The organism is Slackia heliotrinireducens DSM 20476 (assembly GCF_000023885.1).
GTDB lineage: Bacteria > Actinomycetota > Coriobacteriia > Coriobacteriales > Eggerthellaceae > Slackia > Slackia heliotrinireducens.
In genome coordinates this window covers 950,508-972,678 of record NC_013165.1, presented here as the reverse complement: position 1 = coordinate 972,678, position 22,171 = coordinate 950,508, and the positions used below count along the sequence as shown (strand labels likewise).

Annotated in this window: 19 protein-coding genes, 1 tRNA gene and 1 rRNA gene; 16 read left to right on the top strand and 5 right to left on the bottom strand. The window is 59.6% G+C overall.

What is annotated here, in order from left to right; all coding sequences use genetic code 11:
• Nucleotides 1–43 precede the first annotated feature (43 nt).
• From SHEL_RS04100 to SHEL_RS04090, 3 genes are all read right to left on the bottom strand, one after another.
• Nucleotides 44–1,556, bottom strand: a 16S ribosomal RNA gene (locus tag SHEL_RS04100).
• 578 nt (nt 1,557–2,134) lie between these two features.
• Nucleotides 2,135–3,352 (bottom strand): tyrosine--tRNA ligase, encoded by a 1,218-nt coding sequence (tyrS, locus tag SHEL_RS04095; RefSeq protein WP_012797995.1) that lies wholly within the window; start codon nt 3,350–3,352, stop codon nt 2,135–2,137.
• Between the two features lie 76 nt (nt 3,353–3,428).
• Nucleotides 3,429–5,906 (bottom strand): U32 family peptidase, encoded by a 2,478-nt coding sequence (locus tag SHEL_RS04090; protein ID WP_012797994.1) that lies wholly within the window; start codon nt 5,904–5,906, stop codon nt 3,429–3,431.
• 170 nt (nt 5,907–6,076) lie between these two features.
• On the opposite strand from SHEL_RS04090, the gene SHEL_RS04085 reads away from it, so the two are divergent.
• The 3 genes from SHEL_RS04085 (at nt 6,077) to SHEL_RS04075 (ending at nt 9,556) form a co-directional block, all read left to right on the top strand.
• On the top strand, nt 6,077–8,248 hold the full coding sequence (locus tag SHEL_RS04085; RefSeq protein WP_012797993.1) for a transglycosylase domain-containing protein: 2,172 nt from the start codon (nt 6,077–6,079) through the stop codon (nt 8,246–8,248).
• 135 nt (nt 8,249–8,383) lie between these two features.
• The gene (locus SHEL_RS04080) at nt 8,384–9,214 is read left to right on the top strand and encodes an Mrp/NBP35 family ATP-binding protein (RefSeq protein WP_012797992.1); all 831 of its coding nucleotides are present in this window, start codon (nt 8,384–8,386) and stop codon (nt 9,212–9,214) included.
• 266 nt (nt 9,215–9,480) lie between these two features.
• Nucleotides 9,481–9,556: transfer RNA gene (locus tag SHEL_RS04075), tRNA-Ala, on the top strand.
• Between the two features lie 84 nt (nt 9,557–9,640).
• On the opposite strand, the gene SHEL_RS04070 is transcribed toward SHEL_RS04075, so the two are convergent.
• Together SHEL_RS04070 and SHEL_RS04065 are read right to left on the bottom strand one after the other, a co-directional pair.
• Complete coding sequence (locus SHEL_RS04070; protein WP_012797991.1) at nt 9,641–11,023, bottom strand: tyrosine-type recombinase/integrase; 1,383 nt, start codon at nt 11,021–11,023, stop codon at nt 9,641–9,643.
• Between the two features lie 2 nt (nt 11,024–11,025).
• Nucleotides 11,026–11,958 (bottom strand): hypothetical protein, encoded by a 933-nt coding sequence (locus SHEL_RS04065; protein ID WP_126513748.1) that lies wholly within the window; start codon nt 11,956–11,958, stop codon nt 11,026–11,028.
• A 167-nt stretch (nt 11,959–12,125) separates the two neighbouring features.
• On the opposite strand from SHEL_RS04065, the gene SHEL_RS04060 reads away from it, so the two are divergent.
• The 13 genes from SHEL_RS04060 to SHEL_RS04000 all read left to right on the top strand — a co-directional run bounded on the left by SHEL_RS04060 (nt 12,126) and on the right by SHEL_RS04000 (nt 22,138).
• Nucleotides 12,126–12,335, top strand: coding sequence for a helix-turn-helix domain-containing protein (locus tag SHEL_RS04060; RefSeq protein WP_012797989.1), 210 nt, complete (start codon nt 12,126–12,128; stop codon nt 12,333–12,335).
• A complete protein-coding gene (locus tag SHEL_RS04055; RefSeq protein WP_012797988.1) occupies nt 12,335–12,574 on the top strand; it encodes a helix-turn-helix domain-containing protein in 240 nt (79 codons plus the stop codon). The genes SHEL_RS04060 and SHEL_RS04055 overlap by 1 nt, the downstream gene beginning before the upstream one ends.
• A 120-nt stretch (nt 12,575–12,694) precedes the next feature.
• Entirely contained in the window at nt 12,695–13,702 is a 1,008-nt protein-coding gene (locus SHEL_RS04050; protein ID WP_012797987.1) for a toprim domain-containing protein, read from the top strand.
• A gap of 2 nt (nt 13,703–13,704) precedes the next feature.
• A complete protein-coding gene (locus tag SHEL_RS04045; RefSeq protein ID WP_041422485.1) occupies nt 13,705–14,907 on the top strand; it encodes an AAA family ATPase in 1,203 nt (400 codons plus the stop codon).
• Between the two features lie 193 nt (nt 14,908–15,100).
• Nucleotides 15,101–15,349, top strand: a complete 249-nt coding sequence (locus SHEL_RS04040) for a hypothetical protein (RefSeq protein WP_012797986.1) — start codon at nt 15,101–15,103, stop codon at nt 15,347–15,349.
• 121 nt (nt 15,350–15,470) lie between these two features.
• Complete coding sequence (locus SHEL_RS04035; protein WP_012797985.1) at nt 15,471–16,721, top strand: phage portal protein; 1,251 nt, start codon at nt 15,471–15,473, stop codon at nt 16,719–16,721.
• Nucleotides 16,722–16,729: 8 nt separating this feature from the next.
• On the top strand, nt 16,730–17,302 hold the full coding sequence (locus SHEL_RS04030) for an HK97 family phage prohead protease (protein WP_012797984.1): 573 nt from the start codon (nt 16,730–16,732) through the stop codon (nt 17,300–17,302).
• Complete coding sequence (locus SHEL_RS04025) at nt 17,295–18,506, top strand: phage major capsid protein (RefSeq protein ID WP_012797983.1); 1,212 nt, start codon at nt 17,295–17,297, stop codon at nt 18,504–18,506. The genes SHEL_RS04030 and SHEL_RS04025 overlap by 8 nt, the downstream gene beginning before the upstream one ends.
• A gap of 19 nt (nt 18,507–18,525) precedes the next feature.
• A complete protein-coding gene (locus SHEL_RS04020; RefSeq protein ID WP_012797982.1) occupies nt 18,526–18,846 on the top strand; it encodes a hypothetical protein in 321 nt (106 codons plus the stop codon).
• A 2-nt stretch (nt 18,847–18,848) separates the two neighbouring features.
• Nucleotides 18,849–19,142: an HNH endonuclease gene (locus tag SHEL_RS15825; RefSeq protein WP_012797981.1), complete on the top strand. Its 294-nt coding sequence runs from the start codon at nt 18,849–18,851 to the stop codon at nt 19,140–19,142.
• A 748-nt stretch (nt 19,143–19,890) separates the two neighbouring features.
• On the top strand, nt 19,891–20,115 hold the full coding sequence (locus SHEL_RS04010) for a hypothetical protein (RefSeq protein ID WP_197720374.1): 225 nt from the start codon (nt 19,891–19,893) through the stop codon (nt 20,113–20,115).
• 6 nt (nt 20,116–20,121) lie between these two features.
• Nucleotides 20,122–21,762: a terminase large subunit gene (locus SHEL_RS04005; protein WP_012797979.1), complete on the top strand. Its 1,641-nt coding sequence runs from the start codon at nt 20,122–20,124 to the stop codon at nt 21,760–21,762.
• A gap of 13 nt (nt 21,763–21,775) precedes the next feature.
• Nucleotides 21,776–22,138 carry a hypothetical protein gene (locus SHEL_RS04000; protein WP_012797978.1) on the top strand — a complete coding sequence of 121 codons (363 nt, stop codon included), beginning with the start codon at nt 21,776–21,778 and terminating at the stop codon, nt 22,136–22,138.
• The last annotated feature ends 33 nt before the right edge of the window (nt 22,139–22,171 follow it).

The window sequence follows — 22,171 nt, the reverse complement described above, 5'->3', positions numbered from 1 at the left end:
CGCGCGGAATCGCTCTCTATGTTCGAGCTTGGGCTCTCCCTAGAAAGGAGGTGATCCAGCCGCACGTTCCCGTACGGCTACCTTGTTACGACTTCACCCCCCTCACCCTCCACACCTTCGACGCCTCCGCCCCTTAACGGGTTCGGCCGGCGGCTTCGGGTGCAGACGACTCGGGTGGTGTGACGGGCGGTGTGTACAAGGCCCGGGAACGCATTCACCGCGGCGTGCTGATCCGCGATTACTAGCAACTCCGGCTTCACGGAGGCGGGTTGCAGCCTCCGATCCGAACTGGGGCCGGCTTTGAGGGATTCGCTCCGCATCGCTGCGTCGCAGCCCGCTGTGCCGGCCATTGTAGCACGTGTGCAGCCCAGGGCATGAGGGGCATGATGACTTGACGTCGTCCCCGCCTTCCTCCGGCTTGGCGCCGGCGGTCCCGCATGAGTCCCCAACTTGATGCTGGCAACATGCGGCAGGGGTTGCGCTCGTTGCGGGACTTAACCCAACATCTCACGACACGAGCTGACGACAGCCATGCACCACCTGTGCAGGCTCCGGTCAGGCCACGGCGTTTCCGCCGCTTCACCTGCATGTCAAGCCCTGGTAAGGTTCTTCGCGTTGCTTCGAATTAAGCCACATGCTCCGCTGCTTGTGCGGGCCCCCGTCAATTCCTTTGAGTTTTAGCCTTGCGGCCGTACTCCCCAGGCGGGGCGCTTAATGCGTTGGCTGCGGCACGGGGGGTCCGGCCCCCCACACCTAGCGCCCATCGTTTACGGCTGGGACTACCAGGGTATCTAATCCTGTTCGCTCCCCCAGCTTTCGCGCCTCAGCGTCAGTGAAGGCCCAGAGGACTGCCTTCGCCGTCGGTGTTCCTCCCGATATCTGCGCATTCCACCGCTACACCGGGAATTCCATCCTCCCCTACCTCACTCGAGCCGGCCAGTTCGGGTCGCTTCCGCGGGTTGAGCCCACGGCTTCGACGAGGCCCGCTTGGCCGGCCGCCTGCGCGCGCTTTACGCCCAATGAATCCGGATAACGCTCGCTCCCTACGTATTACCGCGGCTGCTGGCACGTAGTTAGCCGGAGCTTCTTCTGCAGGTACCGTCATTGTTCTTCCCTGCTGAAAGCGGTTTACGACCCGAAGGCCTTCGTCCCGCACGCGGCGTCGCTGCGTCAGGGTTCCCCCCATTGCGCAAGATTCCCCACTGCTGCCTCCCGTAGGAGTCTGGGCCGTGTCTCAGTCCCAATGTGGCCGATCAGCCTCTCAGCCCGGCTACCCGTCGTCGGCACGGCGGGCCGTTGCCCCGCCGTCTACCTGATGGGCCGCGACCCCATCCCCTCCCGTCTGGGCTTTCCCGGCCGCAGCATGCGCTGCAGCCGGAGTATCCGGTATTAGCCACGGTTTCCCGAGGTTGTCCCGGAGGAGGGGGCGGGTTGGTCACGTGTTACTCACCCGTTCGCCACTGTATGTCCGCCCGAGGGCGGTTTAATCGTTCGACTTGCATGTGTTAGGCGCGCCGCCAGCGTTCATCCTGAGCCAGGATCAAACTCTCCGTTTGAATGTTGAGGCGGGGCCTTCGGGCCCCGCCCTTCGTTCTGTTCGGTTCTCCGTTCGACTGGCCTGTCTTCGTTTGCTTGTTCCAAAGGAAAGACTAGGTTGTTAGTCTGTACAAAATTGATCAAAGATTCGCTTGAATTCGCTTGCGTCACAGTATCCGGTTTTCAAGGTGCCCCCGGGCCTTTCGGCCCCGGCGTCGCCCGCGGCGGTCGTACCGCCCCGCGGCGCGAGTGAACATATTACGCGCCTCCCCCGCCCGAGTCAAGCACAAATTCGTTTTTAGATGAGAATTTTTCTTACCTGTTTTAAAATCCCTGATGAGCTGGTTAATTGACGCTCTAACAATCGTTCATATTTCCTACATATTCGTGAAATCAAGCATTTTGAACCAAGTTCTGGCGCTGCTTTACGCGATGTCGAAGGGTATCGGCATTGTCGATAGCAACTTGTTTTCCTAACTATATGTGGAACTGCTCTATCTATATATAGTATGCATCGAAATGCTTTTCGGCTAGTTATACAAGAAGCCCCGCAGCGTATGTGCACTGCGGGGCTCCATCAGGCTTATGGGAATTGCGGCTAAGCGAGCTTGAAGAATTTCTTCTTCCCCACTTGAACCTGGGCATGCGCTACCGTTTCGGGCGTCACGTAATAGGACTTCGCGGGGAGAGCGGTTCCGTTGACCTTCACGCCGCCACCATCGATGAGACGACGCGCCTCCGAAACGGATTGGGCGGCCTTGGCCTCTACGATGATTTTCGCGAAGTAAACCGTGCCGTCTTCGCCGGGCGTCAGATCGGCTTCAACGACGGGAGCGTCCTCGGGGAAGCCATGTTCCTTGAACTTGAGGTCGAAGTCGGACTCGGCGGCCTGCGCGGCAGCTTCGTCGTAATACGCCTCAACAATATTGCGGGCTAGAGCACGCTTCACCTTGTTCGGATGCAGCTCGTCGTTGGCAAGGCCGGCCTCTATCTCGTCGATCTGTGCAACTTCGACCGTGGAAGCGAGGCGGTAGTACTTAATCATGAGCTCGTCGGGGATGCTCATGATCTTGCCGAACATGTCGTTTGGTTCATCGGTCAACCCGATGTAGTTGCCGTAGCTCTTGGACATCTTCCGCACGCCGTCGGTGCCCTCCAGCAGGGGGAGGGTCAATGCGACCTGAGGCTCCATGCCGAGCTTCTCCATGAGTTCGCGTCCTGCAAGCAGGTTGAAAAGCTGGTCGGAACCGCCGATTTCCACATCCGCATTGATGACAACGGAGTCGTATGCCTGCATAACGGGATAAAGGAACTCGTGCAGCGCGATGGGAAGACCACCCGTATAGCGCTTATGGAAGTCGTCGCGTTCGAGAATGCGGGCGACCGTGAAGTTGCTCAAAAGGCTGAGCAGCTTGGCCATGTCCAAATCGAGAATCCAGTCCGCATTATGCTTCAGCTCGGTTTTCTCGGGATCGAGAATCTTGAACGCTTGGTCAACATAGGTCTGGGCGTTCGCGGCAACCTGCTCCTTGGTAAGCTGCGGGCGGGTGCTGTTGCGTCCGGACGGGTCGCCGATGAGCGCCGTGCCATCTCCGATGATGAGCGTGACCCGATGGCCCAGATCCTGGAACTGGCGCAGCTTACGAAGCGGCACTGCATGACCCAGATGGATGTCGGGGGCCGTAGGATCGACGCCGAGCTTGATGTTAAGCGGCTTGCCGCGCTTGAGCTTTTCAAGCAGCGCATCTTCAGGAATAACCGCATCAATGCCGGATTTGATGATGTAGAGTTGCTCTTCTGGGGTTATCGGACTCATCTCCTTTATCGAACATTCGCTTGGCAAAAGCCGAATTTGTGCGGGTTATGGTAACACATCCGAACGGTTCTGACCGCTATTGAACGGCTCGGAACAGGTGCCCCGTCGTTTTTCCACGAAGCTTGTCGACCTTCTGGCCGCCGTTGAGAGCCAGAGAACGCGCTCGGCACACGCGGGCGACGGCCTCCGCCGTCTCGTCGGCATCCAGAAGCGTCGCATCGACCATGAAACTGGTTACCCCCGCCTCGATTAGCTCCGGAAGCAGGTGCGCCGCATCCAAGGCTACAGCATTGTACAGGTGGCTTCGCCCGCAAGCGTCTGTGACAATCGGGAAGCGGTACCCCTTGCGGTCCTTGAAGTAGCGAGCCTCACGCCGGCGGGGGCATTCGCCGCACTTCTGATTGCAGGGGCCCTGGCTCATGAGCAGGCAATGCTCGGTGGTCATGAGCTCCTGATATCCGTAGACAGTAAGGCCCAGTTCCACGGGGGAATTCGTGCTCAGATCGGCTATCTGGCGCAGGGTCAGCTCAGGCGAGAGCCACACGCGTCGGGCGCCCAGCAACGACGCGACGTCCAAAGACCAAGCATTCGTGATGGGGATATGCGGCCCCACCTCGGGAACCGCCCCGACCTCAGGGGCCTTCAGCAGCTGGCCGAGGTTCTCCACGTAAAGCGGCTTATCCTCTTTGGCGTACGACCAGTAGTCCACGGCCTCGTCGCGATTGAGCGGGTCTTTGTCCACCACGGGCATGACCGTGGTGCGACGCCCGGGGTATCCGGCCTGCTCAGGCGAATCGGTCAGCACGCCCTTGAGCGTGGCCGTGCCCCGCTTCACGTTCAGGACGGGCACGTAAACCGCATCCGCACCCGCTCGCTTAGCGGCCCGTGCGCACGCAGGATTGGTCGCGATGGCTGCAACGGTGATGTCCGAAACAGCGGGACGGCGTTTCTTGTCGCGAGGTTCGGGCTTGGGCAGCGAGCGCATGCGATAGGACGCCAGCAGGGCATCTTTCAACTGGTTAAGGGCTTTCGTGCGGGCCTTGTGCAGAGCCGAGAAGCCGATGCCTACGCCGTCATCCAGGTCGATGTGGAGGGCGTCCAAGTAGAACGACGTGTTTCCGAACCGGTCGATATGGTCGTACACCTCTTCGGCAGAAACGGCCTTGGTCCGGGCCGCCTCGACAACGGCGCCTTCGAACCGGACGTCGACACCCTGGCAAGCAAATTCGATAGTAAGAGGCTCGCCTATGCGGAGGCGGACCGTGCCTTCGACAGGCACCAGCCCGGCATCAGAATCGTCCACGAACGCCAGCTCGGCGCTGCGAACACGGAACACGCGATCCCCCTTGTGGACGCGATCTTCCACCGGAAGCAGGTATTCGCCACCGCCCAGGAAACTCTGCTCGGACACGGAAACGGCGAATCGGCCCTTGTTCGTCCAAAATTCAACTAGGTCGCCTGCGTGCAGCTCGATATCAGACGCAACCACGACTTCGCCATCACGCACATCGGCCACGCGGCCGACGAACACGCCGCGGTTGTTGGGCCTGGTGTAACTCATAATGCCGTTGTCGCGCGCGCGTTCCATATATGCATGGGTGAACCCGCGAGTGAACGCCTCCGCCAGCATGCGCAGCTCATCGGCGGTCGGGACGACGCCTTCGCCGTGCCCGGCGGCAAGCACATCTTCGATTGAGCACTCCCCGCCAGGAAACCGCTCGTCGAAGTCCTGCGCCAGCCTGTCCAGAACCCGTCGATACAGGCCCACGACGGTCCAGACGTATTCGGGCGACTTCATGCGGCCTTCGATCTTGAGGCTGTCCACACCGGTAACGGCGATTTCCGGCAGCATATCGATGGTGGCCAGGTCCTTCGGCGACAGCAGATGCTCGCCGTCGGAAGGAAGTTCTTCGCCCGCCTCGTTTTCGAGCGTATACGGCAGACGGCACGCCTGGGCGCACATGCCCCGATTTGCAGAGCGCCCGCCGATCATGGAGCTCATGAAACACTGCCCGGAATAGCACACGCACAGTGCGCCGTGCCCGAAGGATTCGGTGGTCATGCCCAACTCATGGGCAATATCGGACAGGTCAGAGATCTCCGAAAGCGTCAGTTCGCGGGCGAAGGTGACGCGGCTCATGCCCAGAGCCCACGCCGCCCGCACGCCGTCTTCGTCATGTGTGTTGGCCTGCGTCGAGAGATGCATCTCCACCTCCGGCATGGTGCGGCCGATTTCCGACGCCAGGCCCAGATCCTGCACGATGACCGCGTCGATACCGCGCAGCCAGGCCTGACGGACCAGGTCCAACGCACGTTCCGTCTCATCAGGAAGGATGACGACATTCACCGTCAAAAAGACGCGCGTGCCATGGAGATGCGCGAAATCACACGCTTCCCCCAGATTCTCCAATGTGAAATTGTCTGCTCCGCGTCGTGCGTTGAACTCCCCCAGACCAAGATATACCGCTTGCGCGCCTGCCAACACGGCAGCGTGCAAGCACGTCATATCGCCTGCAGGGGCCAAAAGCTCGAGCGAGCGGTACGGATTGACCATGAAATTTTCCTAACGAAAGGCCTTGCAGCTTTTGCGCATATTACCGCTTCTGGTATTGTGTGACAGATAAAAACAAGAATACAGCATGGCTTTTCGGCAAAGCTCGCTGTCCGATCGACCAGCACATTGACCTGCAACTACTATTTGGCCAATCGTTAGAGGTGTTTGTTTTGAAATCAAGAAGAAAGCAACGCGAAGCACATGTCCGTCCAGGACTCATCACGCTGACGTTCATCATCGTTTCGATCGCCGCAGTTTGCTACGGCGTTTACCAGGCAGCCTGGTCCCTGTATGACAACTGGACGGCCGACCTGCCCGACGTCAACGACGCAAGCGCTTTCGAGCTGGCCCAGAAAACCACGATTCTCGCGAACGACGGCACCACGGTCCTCGCCGAGCTGTATCTGGAAGACCGCATCCCCGTCACCATCGACCAGGTGAGCCCCTATGTCATCGACGGTACGGTGGCGACAGAGGACGAACGCTTCTACGAGCACCAGGGCATCGACCCCCAGGGCATCATCCGCGCCATCTACGTGAACATGACCGGTGGCCAAGAAGGCGCCTCCACCATCACGCAGCAGTTCGTGCGTAACACGCTGATTTCCGACGAGATGAACGACATTACGTTCAAGCGTAAGGTCCGCGAGATGGAACTGGCCATCCAGCTCGAGAAGATTTACGACAAAGACACCATCTTGATGATGTACCTCAACACCATCAACTACGGCGACGGCTGCTACGGTATCGAAGCCGCCGCCGAGCACTACTTCAACACCACTGCCGCCGACCTGACCATCGCCCAGGCGGCAACGCTCATCGGCATCCCCAACTCCCCCACGCTGTACAATCCGGTGCTCAACCCGGACAACGCGCTTTCCCGCCGCAACCTGGTTCTTTCCCGTATGCTCTCCAACCACGTGATCACGCAGGAGGAATACGATGCGTCCAAGGCCGAGGATCTGAACCTTGACGTGCAGGTCCGCGACTCCGACGACGGCATCTACATGTACCCCTGGTTCACCAGTTACGTTCGCGACACCCTGGTCAGCGAGTACAGCAGCGATGTGGTGTTCAAGGGCGGTTTGACGGTCGTCACCAGTATCGATCCCGAAATGCAGGAGTACGCGCAGGCCGCGGTCGACGAGGAATACGATCTGGGCACCATGTATGACGATGCGGAAATCGCCATGACCTGCATCGATCCCCACACCGGATTCATCAAGGCCATGATCGGCGGCCGCAGCTACGGTGCAGACCAGTTCAACATCGCCACGTCCGCCGAGGGACGCCAGGCGGGTTCGTCGTTCAAGACGTTCACGCTAACCGCCGCGGTCGAACAGGGCATCAACCCCAACACCACGTACATGGACTGCAGCACGCCCTACGTCTACCAGGGAACCACGTTCAACAACTTCATGAGGCATGACTACGGCGTCAAGAGTATCGCCGACATGATCGCCGTCTCGTCGAACACCGGCTTCATTCGTCTGGTAACCGACGAAGGTGGCGTCTCGCCGTCCTCCGTCATCGAGATAGCAAACCGCATGGGACTCAACGAGGATTCGCTGCAGCCCTACCCCACCATCACGCTGGGCGTTTTCGGTGTGAACACCACGCAGATGGCTAGCGCCTACGGCACATTGGCGGCTGGCGGCGTCCATCACGAGCCCGTCGCCATCGTGACGATTACCGACGCCAACGGCAACGTGATCGAGGATCTGAGCGAAGGCTCCGAAGGCGAGCAGGTCATTTCCGAATCCGTCGCATATGCGGTCACCAGGGTGCTCGAAGGCGTCATCACCAAGTCGATCGGCACGGCCAACGCCGCCGCGCTGCCGAGCGGCCAGGTGGCGGCAGGCAAGACCGGCACCTCCGAAGACGCTCGCGACATCTGGTTCTGCGGCTACACGCCTCAGCTTTCCACCGCTGTGTGGGTGGGCCAGCGCGACAACGGCGACCAGCATTCGGCAACTTGGGCGCAGGACGTTTGGCGCAACTTCATGTCTGCAGCCCTGGATGGCTATGACATCGAAGACTTCCCCTACGCCCCCGATCCGGAATACGACAGCACGTACCGTTCGTCGGCGAGCTACACGGATTACGATGAGGACTACGACGAGGTAGTAGAAGAAACCACCGAGACGGACAGCTCCACGTCCACCGATTCCAATACATCCGACGACTCGGGTACGTCAACCGACTCCGGCATGTCCGACGACTCGGGCACAGCCGTGGTGCCTGAGCCCGAGCCCGAGCCTGAGCCCGAGCCTGAGCCCGAGCCCGAGCCCGAACCAGAGCCAGAGCCCGAACCGGAGCCTGAACCCGAACCCGGCGAATAGCAATCCTATGAACCCGACCGCAAGTCGGGTTCTTTTTTCATACCGACATCAATAGAAGCACGCTCCTTTTCACTTTGGAAAACAGTGGTATTATTCGTAAGGATATAAACGAGTTATGACACGAAGGGGGATTTCATGCCTGAACAACAGAGCCCTGCTACATGCGGCCACAACTGCGGCGGATGCTCCAGCGACTGCTCCGAACGCACGGCTCCCGCAAAGCTTACGCCCAACAGCGTTTCAACCATCAACCATGTCATCGGCGTGGTCAGCGGCAAGGGCGGCGTCGGCAAGACGCTTGTCACCTGTATGCTGGCTTCCGAACTGCGCAAGCGCGGCTATAGCGTCGGCATCCTGGACGCCGACGTCACCGGTCCTTCCATCCCGAAGGCATTCGGCGTCAAGGGTCCCCTGCGCGGCACCGAGACGGGCATCAACCCTGCCATCACCACCCAGGACATCAGCATCATCTCCACCAACCTGCTGCTCCCCCGCGAAGACGACGCCGTCGCTTGGCGCGGCCCGGTTCTGACCGGCATCATCCGTCAGTTCTTCAACGAGGTGAACTGGGGCAAGCTCGACTACCTGCTGGTCGACATGCCTCCGGGAACCAGCGACGCCTTCCTGACCGTCATGCAGACGCTGCCCGTTGACGGCATCATCAGCGTGTCCGCTCCGCAAGGCTTGGTCGGCATGATTGTCGGCAAGGCCATCAACCTGGCCAAGGACCTCGATGTTCCCGTCGTCGGCCTGGTGGAGAACATGTCTTACTTCGAGTGCCCCGACTGCGGCAAGCGTCACTCCATCTTTGGCGAGACGCAGGTGGAGGAGATCGCCAAGCACTATGACATCCCCCACACCGCCACGCTGCCCATCAATCCGTCCTTCGCAGCCATGGTGGACGCAGGCAAGGTGTACGACATTGAACTGAACGGCGCCCTGGACACCGTCATCGAGGCCATCTAGTCTGAACCTCAAACGAGCGCTCTGCAAAGGTCCGGCCATTGCGCCGGGCCTTTTCTTATGGTGCAGGGCCCGCTTTGAAGCACCCGTCGATTTGTACGCGAACCGATGACAGGAAAGGCGCCTCGGAAGCGACCGAGAAGGCGCCTTCAGACCAATCTTCACAATTATTTTTGCGTTATACCAGTTCAAACACGTATTTTAAAAAAGTTTGAATTTGTGCTTGACGGAGAAACTCGTACGATTATAATAGACCACGCACTTTTTAAGGGGCCTTAGCTCAGCTGGGAGAGCGCATGGCTGGCAGCCATGAGGTCAGGGGTTCGATCCCCCTAGGCTCCACCATTAACACCAGGTCAGAAGCACAAGCTTCTGGCCTTTTTTCTTTCCTGGGGCTGCTACGGGACTTGTTACGGGACTTCTTCACGGCTAGGCACTCTCCCCTATCCGCACGACGGGCGTTTCGGGGACGCTCTTGTTCATAATCTCGCCCATAAGGTCGGCAGCGGCCTTGTCGTTGGCTGGTATCGCGTGGGCGTACTGGTCGAGCGTGACCGATGCGCGGGAATGCCCGAGTCGCGTCTGCACGCTCTTAACGTCTATGCCGTTGCCGAGAAGCATCGTCGCCTGGGTGTGCCTTAGCTCGTGCATGTTGAGTTCGGGGAACCCCAGGGAGTCGCGGAAGCCTTCGCGCCCCTTGTTCTTGTTGCCGCCCCACCAACGACTAAGGTTAGTGGGGTCGAGCCACCCGCCCACGTCCGAGCAGCATACGGGCGTTTCGTCGGTCTGCGTGAGCGCCGTGCCGTCCGGCATGACCATATGGAGGGCTTTCGCCTGGAACGTCTTCCACTCCTTGAGGTGCCGCATGGTGTTCTGCTCAACGAACAGCGAACGCCTGCCGGAGTAGGTCTTGGGGTCTTTCACCTCCACCGAGGCCGTGAGCGATTGCCTGACGTAAATCTGGCTGTTGTCGAAATCGACCGCGCCCCACGTGAGGCCGCAAACCTCCCCCCTGCGCATACCCGTTGCGAGCATGATTCGGATAGCGATTATGCCGCTTATATGCGACAAGCCGCGCACGCACGAGCGGCCGAACAGGTTGTTGTGGTCGGATTGCCTGTTCTCTTTTTCGAGGTAGCCGCTGATCGCGTCGGCCTCTGCGAGGTCGAGCCTTTTGCGGAGAACGGCGCTTTCCTCGTCGGTCAGGCTGTGGCGTGACGTTACCCGGTCTTTCGCGGGCGCTTCGATGTTGCGGCATGGGTTGCGGGTAATCCAATCGGAGTCTACGCAATACTCGAACAGCCTTTTCGTGACAGCGAACATCTTGTTCATCGTCGTATTCGAGAGGTCGCGGGAGGTCTTCACCGCAACCATTGCGGCCTCAACGTCCGACTTCTTAACCTCCACCAGCTTCTTATCCCCGAGAACGTCTGACATGTAGCCGAGCCATGTGGTGTATTGCCTCAAGACGGCCTGGGATGCGCCACCTTTCGCCCGCATCCACGAAAGCCACTTGTCGCACGCCCACCTGAACGAGCCTTGAGCCGCCTGCTGGTCGATGTTCTCGTATTCGGCCTGTAGCTGCTTGCAGAACTTGCGAGCGTCGCCGAGCGAGCCGTAGCACATGCGCTGCACCTTGTTCCGCTTGCGCCTCTTGTTGCCGTTCCCGTCGATGACTGTTTCGTATCCGAACGAGAGGCACACGCGCCAAACGAGCTGGCCTTTGCGGTTCTTCTTCTGGTTGCCGTCCTTGTCGAGTTCGGGCGTGATGCTGCCGTTTCCGTAGTTCTCTCGCTGCTTGGGTTTTGCCATGATTACCGCCCCTCCCTGCGTTTTAACGCTTCTCTATATGCTTTTGAAAACGCTATGCCCTTCTTGTCAGTGCCGTAGAAGTCTTGATATTCTGGATACTCATCCCAGAAGTCGTTACGCGCCATTTCCCAGGTATAGCCGTCTTTGCCTGGACGCTTTCCCCGTGCGGGTAGAATATCGTGGACGAATGCAACGAGCGTATCCGTGCGCCCCTGGTTGCTCCTGGGCTTCTTCTCCTTCGCGGGCTTGTTGGTCATCGCGTTTTCGCCGTAGCAATCATCAATAGCCGTCGTGTTCTCCCGCAGGTAGCGTGAGAGGTCTATGAACCACTCCTTGGGCGGTTTTGTGTCCCTTATGCGCAATTCCCAGCCTTTGTAACGACCGTCACCGCCGAGCCAATAACGAGCCGTAACCCTGGCACCAGGGGACAACCTACCCGACGATTTAAGATACTTACCGCAGGCAGCAACCCTGTGTGTCGCCCATTCAAGGCTTGTGACGATGTTCTGCGCAACGTAGAGCGATAGGAGGGCTACTTTATAAGGTACGGGTAGGGCTTCGTATGCCTCTCGTTCTTCTGCGAGGAACACGGCAACGTTACCACGGTCGTAACCGGGAAAAATCGGGTGCCTGTTGTGATGGAGGTCTGCGACGAACCGGGGCGCGTAGTAAACGGCCTCTAAACCCTTGTCGGTCTTTATTTTCTCCCAACTTCCAAGGTCTGCGCCTGCATGGACGTTTGCCCACATGTTGTTACCGAAATCAAGCATGAGTTCGTCGCCGATCGTCTCGCGTTCGTCGTCAAGCATGAGTTCGTTGTCGAGCTGGACGAGGTAGGCGAACATATCCGCGAGCGTATAAGTAGCGTAATCTGGATTGAGCGCCGTTATCTCGTCATAGAGCGGCTTTATGAACTCGTCAGTTGCGTAGCACATGAAAGCTGCGTCTTGTGCCTCTTGCGCTTTTGTCAAGCCATTAACCATATTAAGAAAAACCTCCGTTCGCGTGTGTATGACCCTACTAACGTACCATTAGTATTGCATTGTCGGATTGAGTTGTCAATCCGAGATAACCGAATGCAGCACGACGAACGGAGGTTTTTATGCTGCGAATCAAGTATGAGTTAGACAAACGGGGATTGAAGCAGGTCGATTTAGCCGCAAAGACCAAGCTTAAACCCCAGGCCGTGAGCAGGATTGTTAACGGCCAAGAACCGCCCTGGCCTAATCGCGGCAAGCGCATTGCCGACGCTCTCGGTTGGGAGGGCGACCCCGCCGAGCTGTTCGAACCAATCGAAATCGAGGTGCCGTAATGGAGGGGCGCGTCGTTTATCTGTCGGAAGTACCCGCCGAACCCGGCTATTCGCTGTTCGATGACGTTCCGCACGTCTTCGACCGCAACAAATGCGCCGAGCTGTTGGGCGTGGACGTGAAAACCATCAGCCGCGAGGTTCAGCGCGGCAACTTGAAGTGTTTCCATGTGGGGCGCAATCTGCGCTTCACCCGCGAGGCGCTTATCGAATACGTAAAGGGGGCGGAATCGTGTATCTAGTTGGAACGGACACCCGCCACGCTGGTTTGTTTGGCGACGAGCAGCGCGGCGGGCTGGAGGCGGAGGACGAGCGCGCGAGCTGCGTTCATTCTCACGAGTTCATTTTAACAGGTGGTAGGCATGATTAGCGCCGAGAACATCGCCACCCTGAAAGCCGCAATGCCCGACGTGCTGCACCACTACGGGGTCGCGAACCTTGGGCGCAATTTCTGTAGCTTGTGGCGCGAAGACCGCGACCCTTCTTGCAGGTTCTACGCCGATTCCAACCTTGTTACGGATTACGGCGAAGGTGTTACCGTGGACGTGTTCGGACTCGTCGGCAAGGTCGAGGGCGTTTCTGGGTTCGCAGACCAGGTGCGCATTGTGTCGCAAATCGTCGGCCACGATTTGGACGAGTGCGCCGACTACGCGCCCAAGGCCAAGGCCGAGCGCCCGCCGTTCGAGCCGCCCGCCAAGACCGGGTTCAAGGTCAACGTCCTCGAAACCGTCGAGAAATGCCTGTGCGACCTCTACGAACCCGAGGGGAAACCCGCCCTTGGTTATCTCTATGGACGCGGCTTCAGCGACGCTGACATTGTGCGCTGCGGCCTCGGCTACGTCGCCAAGCCTAGCGACTTGAACAGGTGTTTCACGCTCCGCGAGCGCGTGAAGGTCAACGGCTACGTTTGCATTCCCTACCCGCACGATAGGGGGTTCTCGCAGGTGCGCTACTGCATGTTGCGCGCCGTACCCGCCGAGCAGCCGCCCGAGCACAAGGAGATCAGGCCGACTGGCAAGAAGTCGCCCCTTTTCCGCGAATACCTGCTTGCCGAGGGGTTGCCCGTGGTCTACCTGGTCGAGGGTCTTCTAGACGCGATCGCTCTGGAGCGCGTGAGCACGCGCCCCGTCTCCGTCGTGGCCTTGGGCGGTACTGGCCTCAAGAAGCGGATAGGTCAAGTGCTCTGCTACACGCCCGCCGAGCTGCGCCCCCGCAAGGTGGTTGTCGCCATGGACGAGGACGAGGCGGGCGACAAGGCCGCGAAGACCATAGCCGCCGACTTGAAGAAAATTGGCGTTCCCTACTCGCTCATGAGCTGGCCTGACGGGTGCAAGGACGCTTGCGACGTGCTGGCCTCGAAGGGTGCCTAGCCATGGGCGTGTGGGAAGACCTCAACGAGAGCATGAGCGAGGCCGAGGCCGAGGCGGGCGAAACGCTTTTGCTGCCGCCCTGGGACGCTGTGCGTGCATCAGACCCGCCCCCGCTCAACCCTCCGCTCATCCCCGGCATCGTTCGCCGTGGCTACACCATCGAGGTCGGCGGCAAGGCCAAGGTGGGAAAGTCCATGTTCGCGATCGGGCTGGCCGTTCGCGTCGTGTGCGGCGGCGACTTCTGCGGGCGCGAGATTCAGGGCGGCGGGCGCTGCCTCTACGTCGACCCCGAGATTCACCCCGCCGAGCTGCACAAGCGTTTCAGCGTCGTTTGCGATGCTATGGGCGCGGACAAGGCCAAGGTCGACGCTGGCGTGGTCAAGTGGACTCTTCGCGGGGCGACCACGCCCGAGGGCAAGCCCGCCACCATATCCGACGTTGCGCACGACATCGAGACACGCTGCAAACCCGGCGACTTCGATTTGGTTGTTCTCGATAGCTGCGCGGCGCTGCTCGAAGGGGACGAGAACGCCTCTATCACCATCAGGTCGTTTTACAACGTCGTTCTTCGGATCGTCGAGGCCACGGGCGCAACCGTCCTGTTCGTGGTGCACTTCGGCAAGGCCAAGGACGGCGACCGCGACCCGGCAGACCGCGCAAGGGGTTCTAGCGCCTGGACCGACTGCCCGGACGCGATTCTAACCCTGGTCGAGACGTTCCCCAAGGACGGCGACCCCTCCGACTACCTGGAAGACGGCGAAACCGCGTGCCTGCTCGAATCTGGCGGGCTTCGCTCGTTCGGGCGCATGGAGCCTGTGCCGCTCATCTTCAAGTACCCGTGCCACCGTGTAGACACGGAGGGCATCACGGACGGCTGGCGACCCCGTAGCTCGTCTGACGAGGCGAGGCGCAACGGCGGCAAGGCGACGGGAGAAATCAAGACCGCGCAAAAGGCGGCTAAGAACGCCCGCATCGTTGCCGCGCTGCTGGCGCACTTCTACGCCGAGCAGGTAGGAGAAGAGGGGTTGATTATGAAAGAAGCCGCCGAAGTTGCGGGAGAAGACCCGCGAGCCGTGGCCGATGCGCTGGAAGATTGCGAGTACATGGAACTCGTTCAGGTAACGCAACGCAAACGCTACGTGAGGCCGAAGAACCCACCGAGAGCATCGCCCGAGCAAGAGCAAATGCCCCTGGACGGCGAATAGCTGCAAGCAGCTGCTTATAAAAGCTAGCTGCTGCTACTAATTCGCTTCGCTAGTGGTTGTCACTGTGCAAGTAGCCCCGTGGGCGGGCTACTTGCCACCGTGCAACCGACAAACTGACCGACTTTCCTTTACTACCCGCCCGACCGCTGACGTTTTTTCGCGGCGAGCAACAAGATGATACGGAGGTATCGAAATGGCTAAAACAGACAGCTTCACGGACATTATCAGCGGCGACCCTTGGGACGCGTACAACGGCGAGGTATTCCCGCTCTTCTGCCCGCTGACCACGCGCAACTGCCACAGCAAATGCGCGTGCTTCAAGGAGAGGCGCACGACCACCGCGTTCAGGGGAACCGACGAGGACGTAGCGTATCGCGAGGACGGCTATACCTTCGGGACATGCACGGTCTTCGACTTCGACATTGGCGCGTACCGCGACTAGCTGGGGTTACTTTATCAATCTAGATTGACTGTCTCATTCGTGGGACAATATAATCGAGCGGGCGCGAGGGAGCCATCGCGCCCGCTTAGTCGATTACCCGCCGACTAAGGAGCTATCGAAATTGGCTAGACTTACCGACCTTTTCAAACGCCGTGACGGCAGGCGCACCGAGCGCCTCGAAGTGACGGGGCGACCCGCGACGTTCACGGCCTTTTCCGGCGACCCATACAGCAACGACGTTTTCCGCGCCGGCGTTGACGCGATTGCACGCCTCGCGGCCAAGTTCCTGCTGACCCCTGTCGTGCGCTTCTCCGACGGAACGAGCGCCCAGGGCGACGACAGGCTTGCACGCCTGTTGCAAGTGGAGCCGAACCCGCTCATGACGGCCTACGATTTGCTTTACATGCAATACACCCACCTCTATCTGCACAACAACAGCTATGTTTACGTGCATCGCGAGGGCGGGCGTGTTGTCGGCCTCTACCCGGTTCACGTCTCTCATTGCGACTACACGCAAGACCAGGCGGGCAACGTCTATTGCGAGTTCACCTTTGCGAACGGTCGAGCCTACACGCTGCCCTACCGCGACGTTATCCACCTCCGTAGGCACTTCAACAGCGCCGACGTGGAGGGCGACCCCAACGACGCTATAGCGGCGGGCGTGGAGCTGGCCGACGTTCAGAACCAGGGCATACGGAACGCAATCAAGACCGCTGGCAGCATTCGCGGAATCGTCCATTTCACCCAGATAATGAGCGCCGACAAGCTGAAGGAGCAGAAGGAGGCGTTCGTAAAAGACTACCTGTCCTTGGAGAACAGCGGCGGCATTGCGGCTGTTGACCAGTCCATGGAGTACACGCCCATCGAGCAAAAGCCGCTGACCATCAGCAAGGAAGACCAGGACGCGACCAAGGCCAAGATTTACAACTACCTCGGCATCGGCGAGAGCATCGTAAATTCGACCTTCACAGATGACGAGTTCGGCGCGTTCGACGAGGCGGTTATCGAGGCGCTGGCCTTACAGACCGAACTCGAATACACGCGAAAGATTTACACGCCCGAGCAGATCGCAGGCGGGCGCAAGATTGATTGCAGCACTTCGCGCCTGCACTTCATCAACAACGCCCGCAAGGTCGAATTGCTGAACAGCGCCGTACCTATGGGCGTTATCACCATCAACCAGGCGCTAGACCTTATGGGCTTACCGCCCATCGCGGAAGACCGGCGTATTCAGTCGCTCAACTACGCGAGCGCCGAGCTGGTAGACCAATACCAGCTTTTCAAGGCTGGCAACGGCGCGGTTCACAGCATGTCTGGCGACTTCGCGGGAGCGCCCGACGATGACGGCACCGAGAACGACCCCACGGCTTAGGAGGCGGAATGAAGGAAATCAGAACCGCCAACCTGGAAACAACCCAGGGCGAAATGACCCTGACGGGCTGGCCTATCGTGTTCGACGTACCGACCACGATCAACGACCCTGACGGGCGCACATACACCGAGGTTATCAAGAGCGGGGCGCTGGACTCCTGCGACCTGCACGACTCAACACTGATTTACAACCACGACGAAAACCGAGTGCCACTAGCACGTACCCCCAAGACTATGACGTTCACGGTAACCGAACGCGGCTTGTCCATGGTTGCATCGCTGGCAGGCGACAACCAGACCGCCCGCGAGGTCTATTCAGCCGTGAAACGCGGCGACTTGTCGGGTATGTCGTTCGCTTTCACGGTGCCGGAGGGCGGCAGCTCTTACGACCCCGCGACGAACACGCGCACGATCACGCGCATTGCGAAAGTGTACGAGGTTTCCGTAGTGCCGTTTCCCGCCTACCCGCAGACCTCGGTAGAGGCGCGGGGCGCGATGCAGACAGCACGCGACGAGGCGGCGCGGCGCGAGGCTTTGAAGGTAACAACACTTATCCGCTTAAGGAGAATCGTCAATGACTAAGTACAACACCGTTGCCGAGGCTTACGGTTTCTGGAAGAACTCTAGCGTCGCCGTCATGGAGGCACGCGCCAAGGCCATCGAGAAGGACATTGCAGAAGACCCGAACGCCGACGTTGCGGGCTACGCAATCGAGGCCGAGGCGTTGGAGCAGGCCATCGCGGAGAAGCGAGGCGCACAGCCCGCCACCAGCGCGAACGCGCCCGCCGAGGTCGCCAACACCGCCAAGGGCGAGAAGGACGGCGAGGGCGCGGCCTCGAAGGTCTACCGCTCCGCATTCTTCAAGCACCTGCAAGGCAACAAACTCACCCAGGCCGAGCAGGCCGCGTTCGACAACGTTAACGCCGAGGCGCGAGCCAACGCATTTAACAAGCTGTCCGACACGGCGGCTGTTATTCCGACCCACACGCTTAACGAGATCATCGTCAAGGCGCGTGACATGGGCGGCATCATGAGCATTTCCCGCGGCTTCCACATGCCCGCGAACATCAGCATTCCCGTTGCGACACCGGGCGCGGCTGCGTCCTGGCACGTCGAGGGCGCTGCCGTCGAAACCGAGAAGGTTTCTCCCGTCCCCGTCACGTTCGGCGCTTACGAGATCATGCGCATTCTCTCCATTTCGGCGGCTGTGCGCACCATGTCTATCGGCGCGTTCGAGAGCTACCTTGCCGACGAGCTGACCGCCTCCGTCATGGCTTGCCTTGGTAACGCCATGGTTGACGGCACGGGCAGCGGGCAGGGTACGGGCATCGTCTCCGGCATCACCTGGACTGACGGCACCAACAAGGTAACGGTTGCCGCCAACAAGTCGCTTGCATACGCCGACATCGTCAATGCAATTGCCCTGCTGCATCGCGGCTACTCGCAGAACGCCCGATTTGTCATGAACAACACGACCCTTTACACGGACGTTTACGGCCTGGTCGACGAGAACAAGCGGCCTATCTTCGTTGCTGACCCCGTGGAGAAGGGCAAGGGGCGCATTCTCGGTTTCCCCGTCGTGATTGACGATTACATGGAAGACCACGACATTCTGTTCGGCGACTTCCGTTACAACGGCTGGAACATGCCCGAGGGAATCGCGCTTGACGTTTCCCGCGACAGCTCGTTCACCAAGGGGCTTATCGACTACCGCGCCCTGGCAATCGCGGACTGCAAGCCCATCGTCGCCGATGCTTTCGTTTACGTCACCAAGGCGACGGCCTAAGCGTTAGGTAGTGAGCAGAATGGCGGCTATCAACGGGCTTGAATGGATGGAGACTGGCGAGGCGCTAGACCTCTTGCGCGTGAGTTCGGACAACCTGCCGCTCATCGAGCAGCTAGCCGCCTCCGTCCCGTCCTACGTAGAGGTAATGACGGGCTATCCGGCGGAATACACGGCGGGCGACGATTGTCACGAGCTGGTCAAGCAGCTCTCGCGCTTCGTGCTGCAACTGTGGTTCAACCCTGACGGCACCGACTCGCAGGCGTTGAGCCGCGTTGTCGGATCGCTGGCAAAGAGCGTCAAGGCGCTCGTGGGTGTCGGATACCTGCCCGCCAACGGCTAGCCATGCAGCGCGACCCCGAGCGCACGGCGTTCTACAAGTCGCGAGCCTGGAAACGGACGCGAGCGGCCTACCTGGAAACGGTGAACCGAATTTGCGAACGGTGCGGGCGACCCGCCGTGATAGTGCATCACAAGAGGTACGTCACAGCGGACAACCTGCACGACCCAGGAGTGACGCTTGATTTCGAGAACCTAGAGGCTCTTTGCAGGGACTGCCACAACAAGGAGCACTTCGAGGGGCGGAGCTGCGAACCCGGCTTGTATTTCGACGAGAACGGGGACTTGAAAACGGTATAGGGATTGCGGACGCTTGCCGTGCTGGAAGGTTCAACGCGTGAAGCTGCTTTCGGGTTTCTCGCTTATCTCACACGCGGGCGAGCGATAGGGCAAGCGCGAGGTTGGAACCCGGCGCAATCGCAAGCGGGGCGGAGCGACCCCGGACACGGCAGCGCGGAAGGGACGCGAGCGGAGCGGGTACTACGCGAGCCGACCAGAAGCGCGGACGTAAGCCGCGAGCCTTGCGAGCCTGGCACTAGGGCGGACAGCTGGCAACCCGCTCGAAAGCCTTTGTCCATTGAGGTTGTACCAGGCGAGGGCGGCACCTCCTTTCGCCGAGCGCGAGCCAACGACGCGAGCCGACACTGACGGCACGGCGAGCGCCCGCAATCCCTAACCTACCCGCTGTAAGCACGTGCGGAACGACCCGAATAAAGCAATCTAGAGGGCTGTAGAACGTCGGACACGCACGACCTCTACACAAGTACCGCAACGGCAAAAAGCGACCTGCTACGACGTTTCCAGACCCCGCAGACGCGACGGAACCACCCCCCCCCCGAACGCATGTTCTCTATACCACCAGGGAACGGCGGCGGGAGTCTTCTTTAACCGCGCGGCCTCCATATGGGAGGGGGCTAAAACGAGAAAGCCCCCATTTGCTGGGGGCTGACTTTTAGGAGGTACAAAAATGGAACTCATGGACTTGTTACCGCAGATAGACAGTAACAAAAGACCGATTGCGCGTCAACTCATCACAGAACTTGAGTTCATGCAATCGACCCTTGAGAAGCTACGCGCCGAGATCGAGGCGAACGGCGTTGTCGAGGAGTTCAAGAACGGCAAGCAGGAGTTCACGAGGGAAACGCCCGCGCTGAAATCCTACAACCTGACCGTTTCGCGCTACTCCACCCTCTATAAGCAGCTAACCGACCTGCTGCCCGATGGGGAACCCGAGCAGGGCGACGAGTTCGACGAGTTCATCAAAGGGGCGTAAGGCCGAATGAGCGCCCGCGATTACATCACCGAATACTGGCACGCCATAGAGTCGGGCGCGGTCACGGTATGCGAGAAGACCCGCAAGGCTTACGAACGGCTGGCCTACGAGGTCGAGAACGGGCGCGGGCGCTGGGTTTTCGACGTGGAGAAGGGCAACCGCCCGATTGAGTTTATGCGCCGTTTCTGCCGCCACTCTAAAGGCGAGTGGGCGGGCAAGCCCCTTGAGTTGGAGCTGTGGCAGAAGGCTTTCGTGTGCGCCCTGTTCGGCTTCGTTGACAAGGACACGGGCGAGCGGCGCTTTAACGAGGCGCTTCTGTGCATTTCACGCAAGGGGGGCAAAAGTACGCTTGCCGCCGGCATCCTTCTCTATCTGCTGACCGCTGACGGCGAACCGGGCGCGGAGGTGTACACCGTGGCCACCAAGCTTGACCAAGCCAAGCTGATATTCGACGAGGCCGCGCATATGGTCGAGCAGTCGCCGACACTCGCGAAGCGGATAAAGAAGCGCCGTACCGACCTCTACTTTGCTGGTCAAATGTCGAAAATGCAGCCGTTGGGCAAGAACTCCAACACGCTTGACGGCCTGAACGCTAGCGCCGTCTGCATCGACGAGCTGCACGGCATCACAGATCGCAACTTGTACGAGGTAATGAAACAGTCCATGAGCACGAGGCGGCAACCGCTCTTGCTGATGACCACGACGGCGGGTTTCGTCCGCGAATGCATCTTTGATGACATGTACGAGTACGCCGAGAAGGTTCTCAACGGGGTTATCGAAGACGAACGTTTCCTTGCCGTCGTGTACGAACTGGATACGGTCGAGGAATGGAAGGACGAAAAAGCCTGGTACAAGGCCAACCCGTCGCTTGGGACGGTCAAAAAGCTGGACGACCTACGCGCAAAGGTCGAGCGTGCGAAGAACTCACCCAACGACCTTAACGGTATCTTGTGCAAGGACTTCAACGTTCGCAACACGAGCGCGGGCGCGTGGCTGACCTTCGATGACCTGAACAATACGGCCACCTTCGACCTATCCGACTTCAAAGGCTGCTGGGCTATCGGCGGCGCTGACCTGTCGATCACAACCGACCTGACGGCGGCAACGCTGCTCATGCACCGCGACGGGCTTTTCTACGTCACCCAGATGTACTGGATACCCGAAGCGAACCTTGAGAAGCGGGTAAGGGATGACAAGATACCCTATGACAAGTGGCGCGAACGTGGGCTTCTGCGCCTGTGCCACGGTAACACGATTGACTACGGCGATGTTACAGCATGGTTCTTGGAAATGGTCGAGTTCGGCATCACGCCCGCCTGGATCTACTACGACAGCTATAGCGCCCGCTACTGGGTAGACGAGATGCAGCGCCACGGTTTCAGGATGGAGCGCACCATACAAGGAGCCAAAACGCTTTCGTTGCCGATGCAGCGGCTAGGGGCTGACCTGCAAGCCAAGCGGATCAACTACAACAACAGCCCGATTCTCAAATGGTGCATTAGCAACACGGCCATCGAAACCGACCGCAACGGGAACATCGTACCCGTGAAGAACCAGAAGCCCCGGCAGCGAATCGACGGGCTGGCGAGCCTGCTGGATGCGTATGTCGGCCTAAACGACCACTACAACGAGTTTTGCGACCTGTAAGGAGGCTAGAACGATGCCAAAGCACCTGAAAGACACCAAGATTGGATACTGGAAGATAGGCGAGGGATACGTGGACAGCATGGGAGTGCCGCACGAGGGAGCGCCCTACAAAGTCGCCGACCTTTGGGCTAACTTTAAGGGCGAGTCGTTCGAAGAATACTACGCCGCACATGCCGTTTGGGCTGAACCCGTCTTCGTTGCGACCTTCACGCGCCCCGACTTCGAAATCAGGCTGCACGACTACGTTTACCACGACGGCGGTTACTACGAAATCAAGGCAATTAACGACCTCACGGGACACCCGCACAGCGACGTTAAGGTAACGGTGCAATACGACACGAACCAGCAATCTCAATTCGCAGATGCAGGGCAATAGAGAAGCGCCCGCCTCAACCGACGAGGCGGGCGC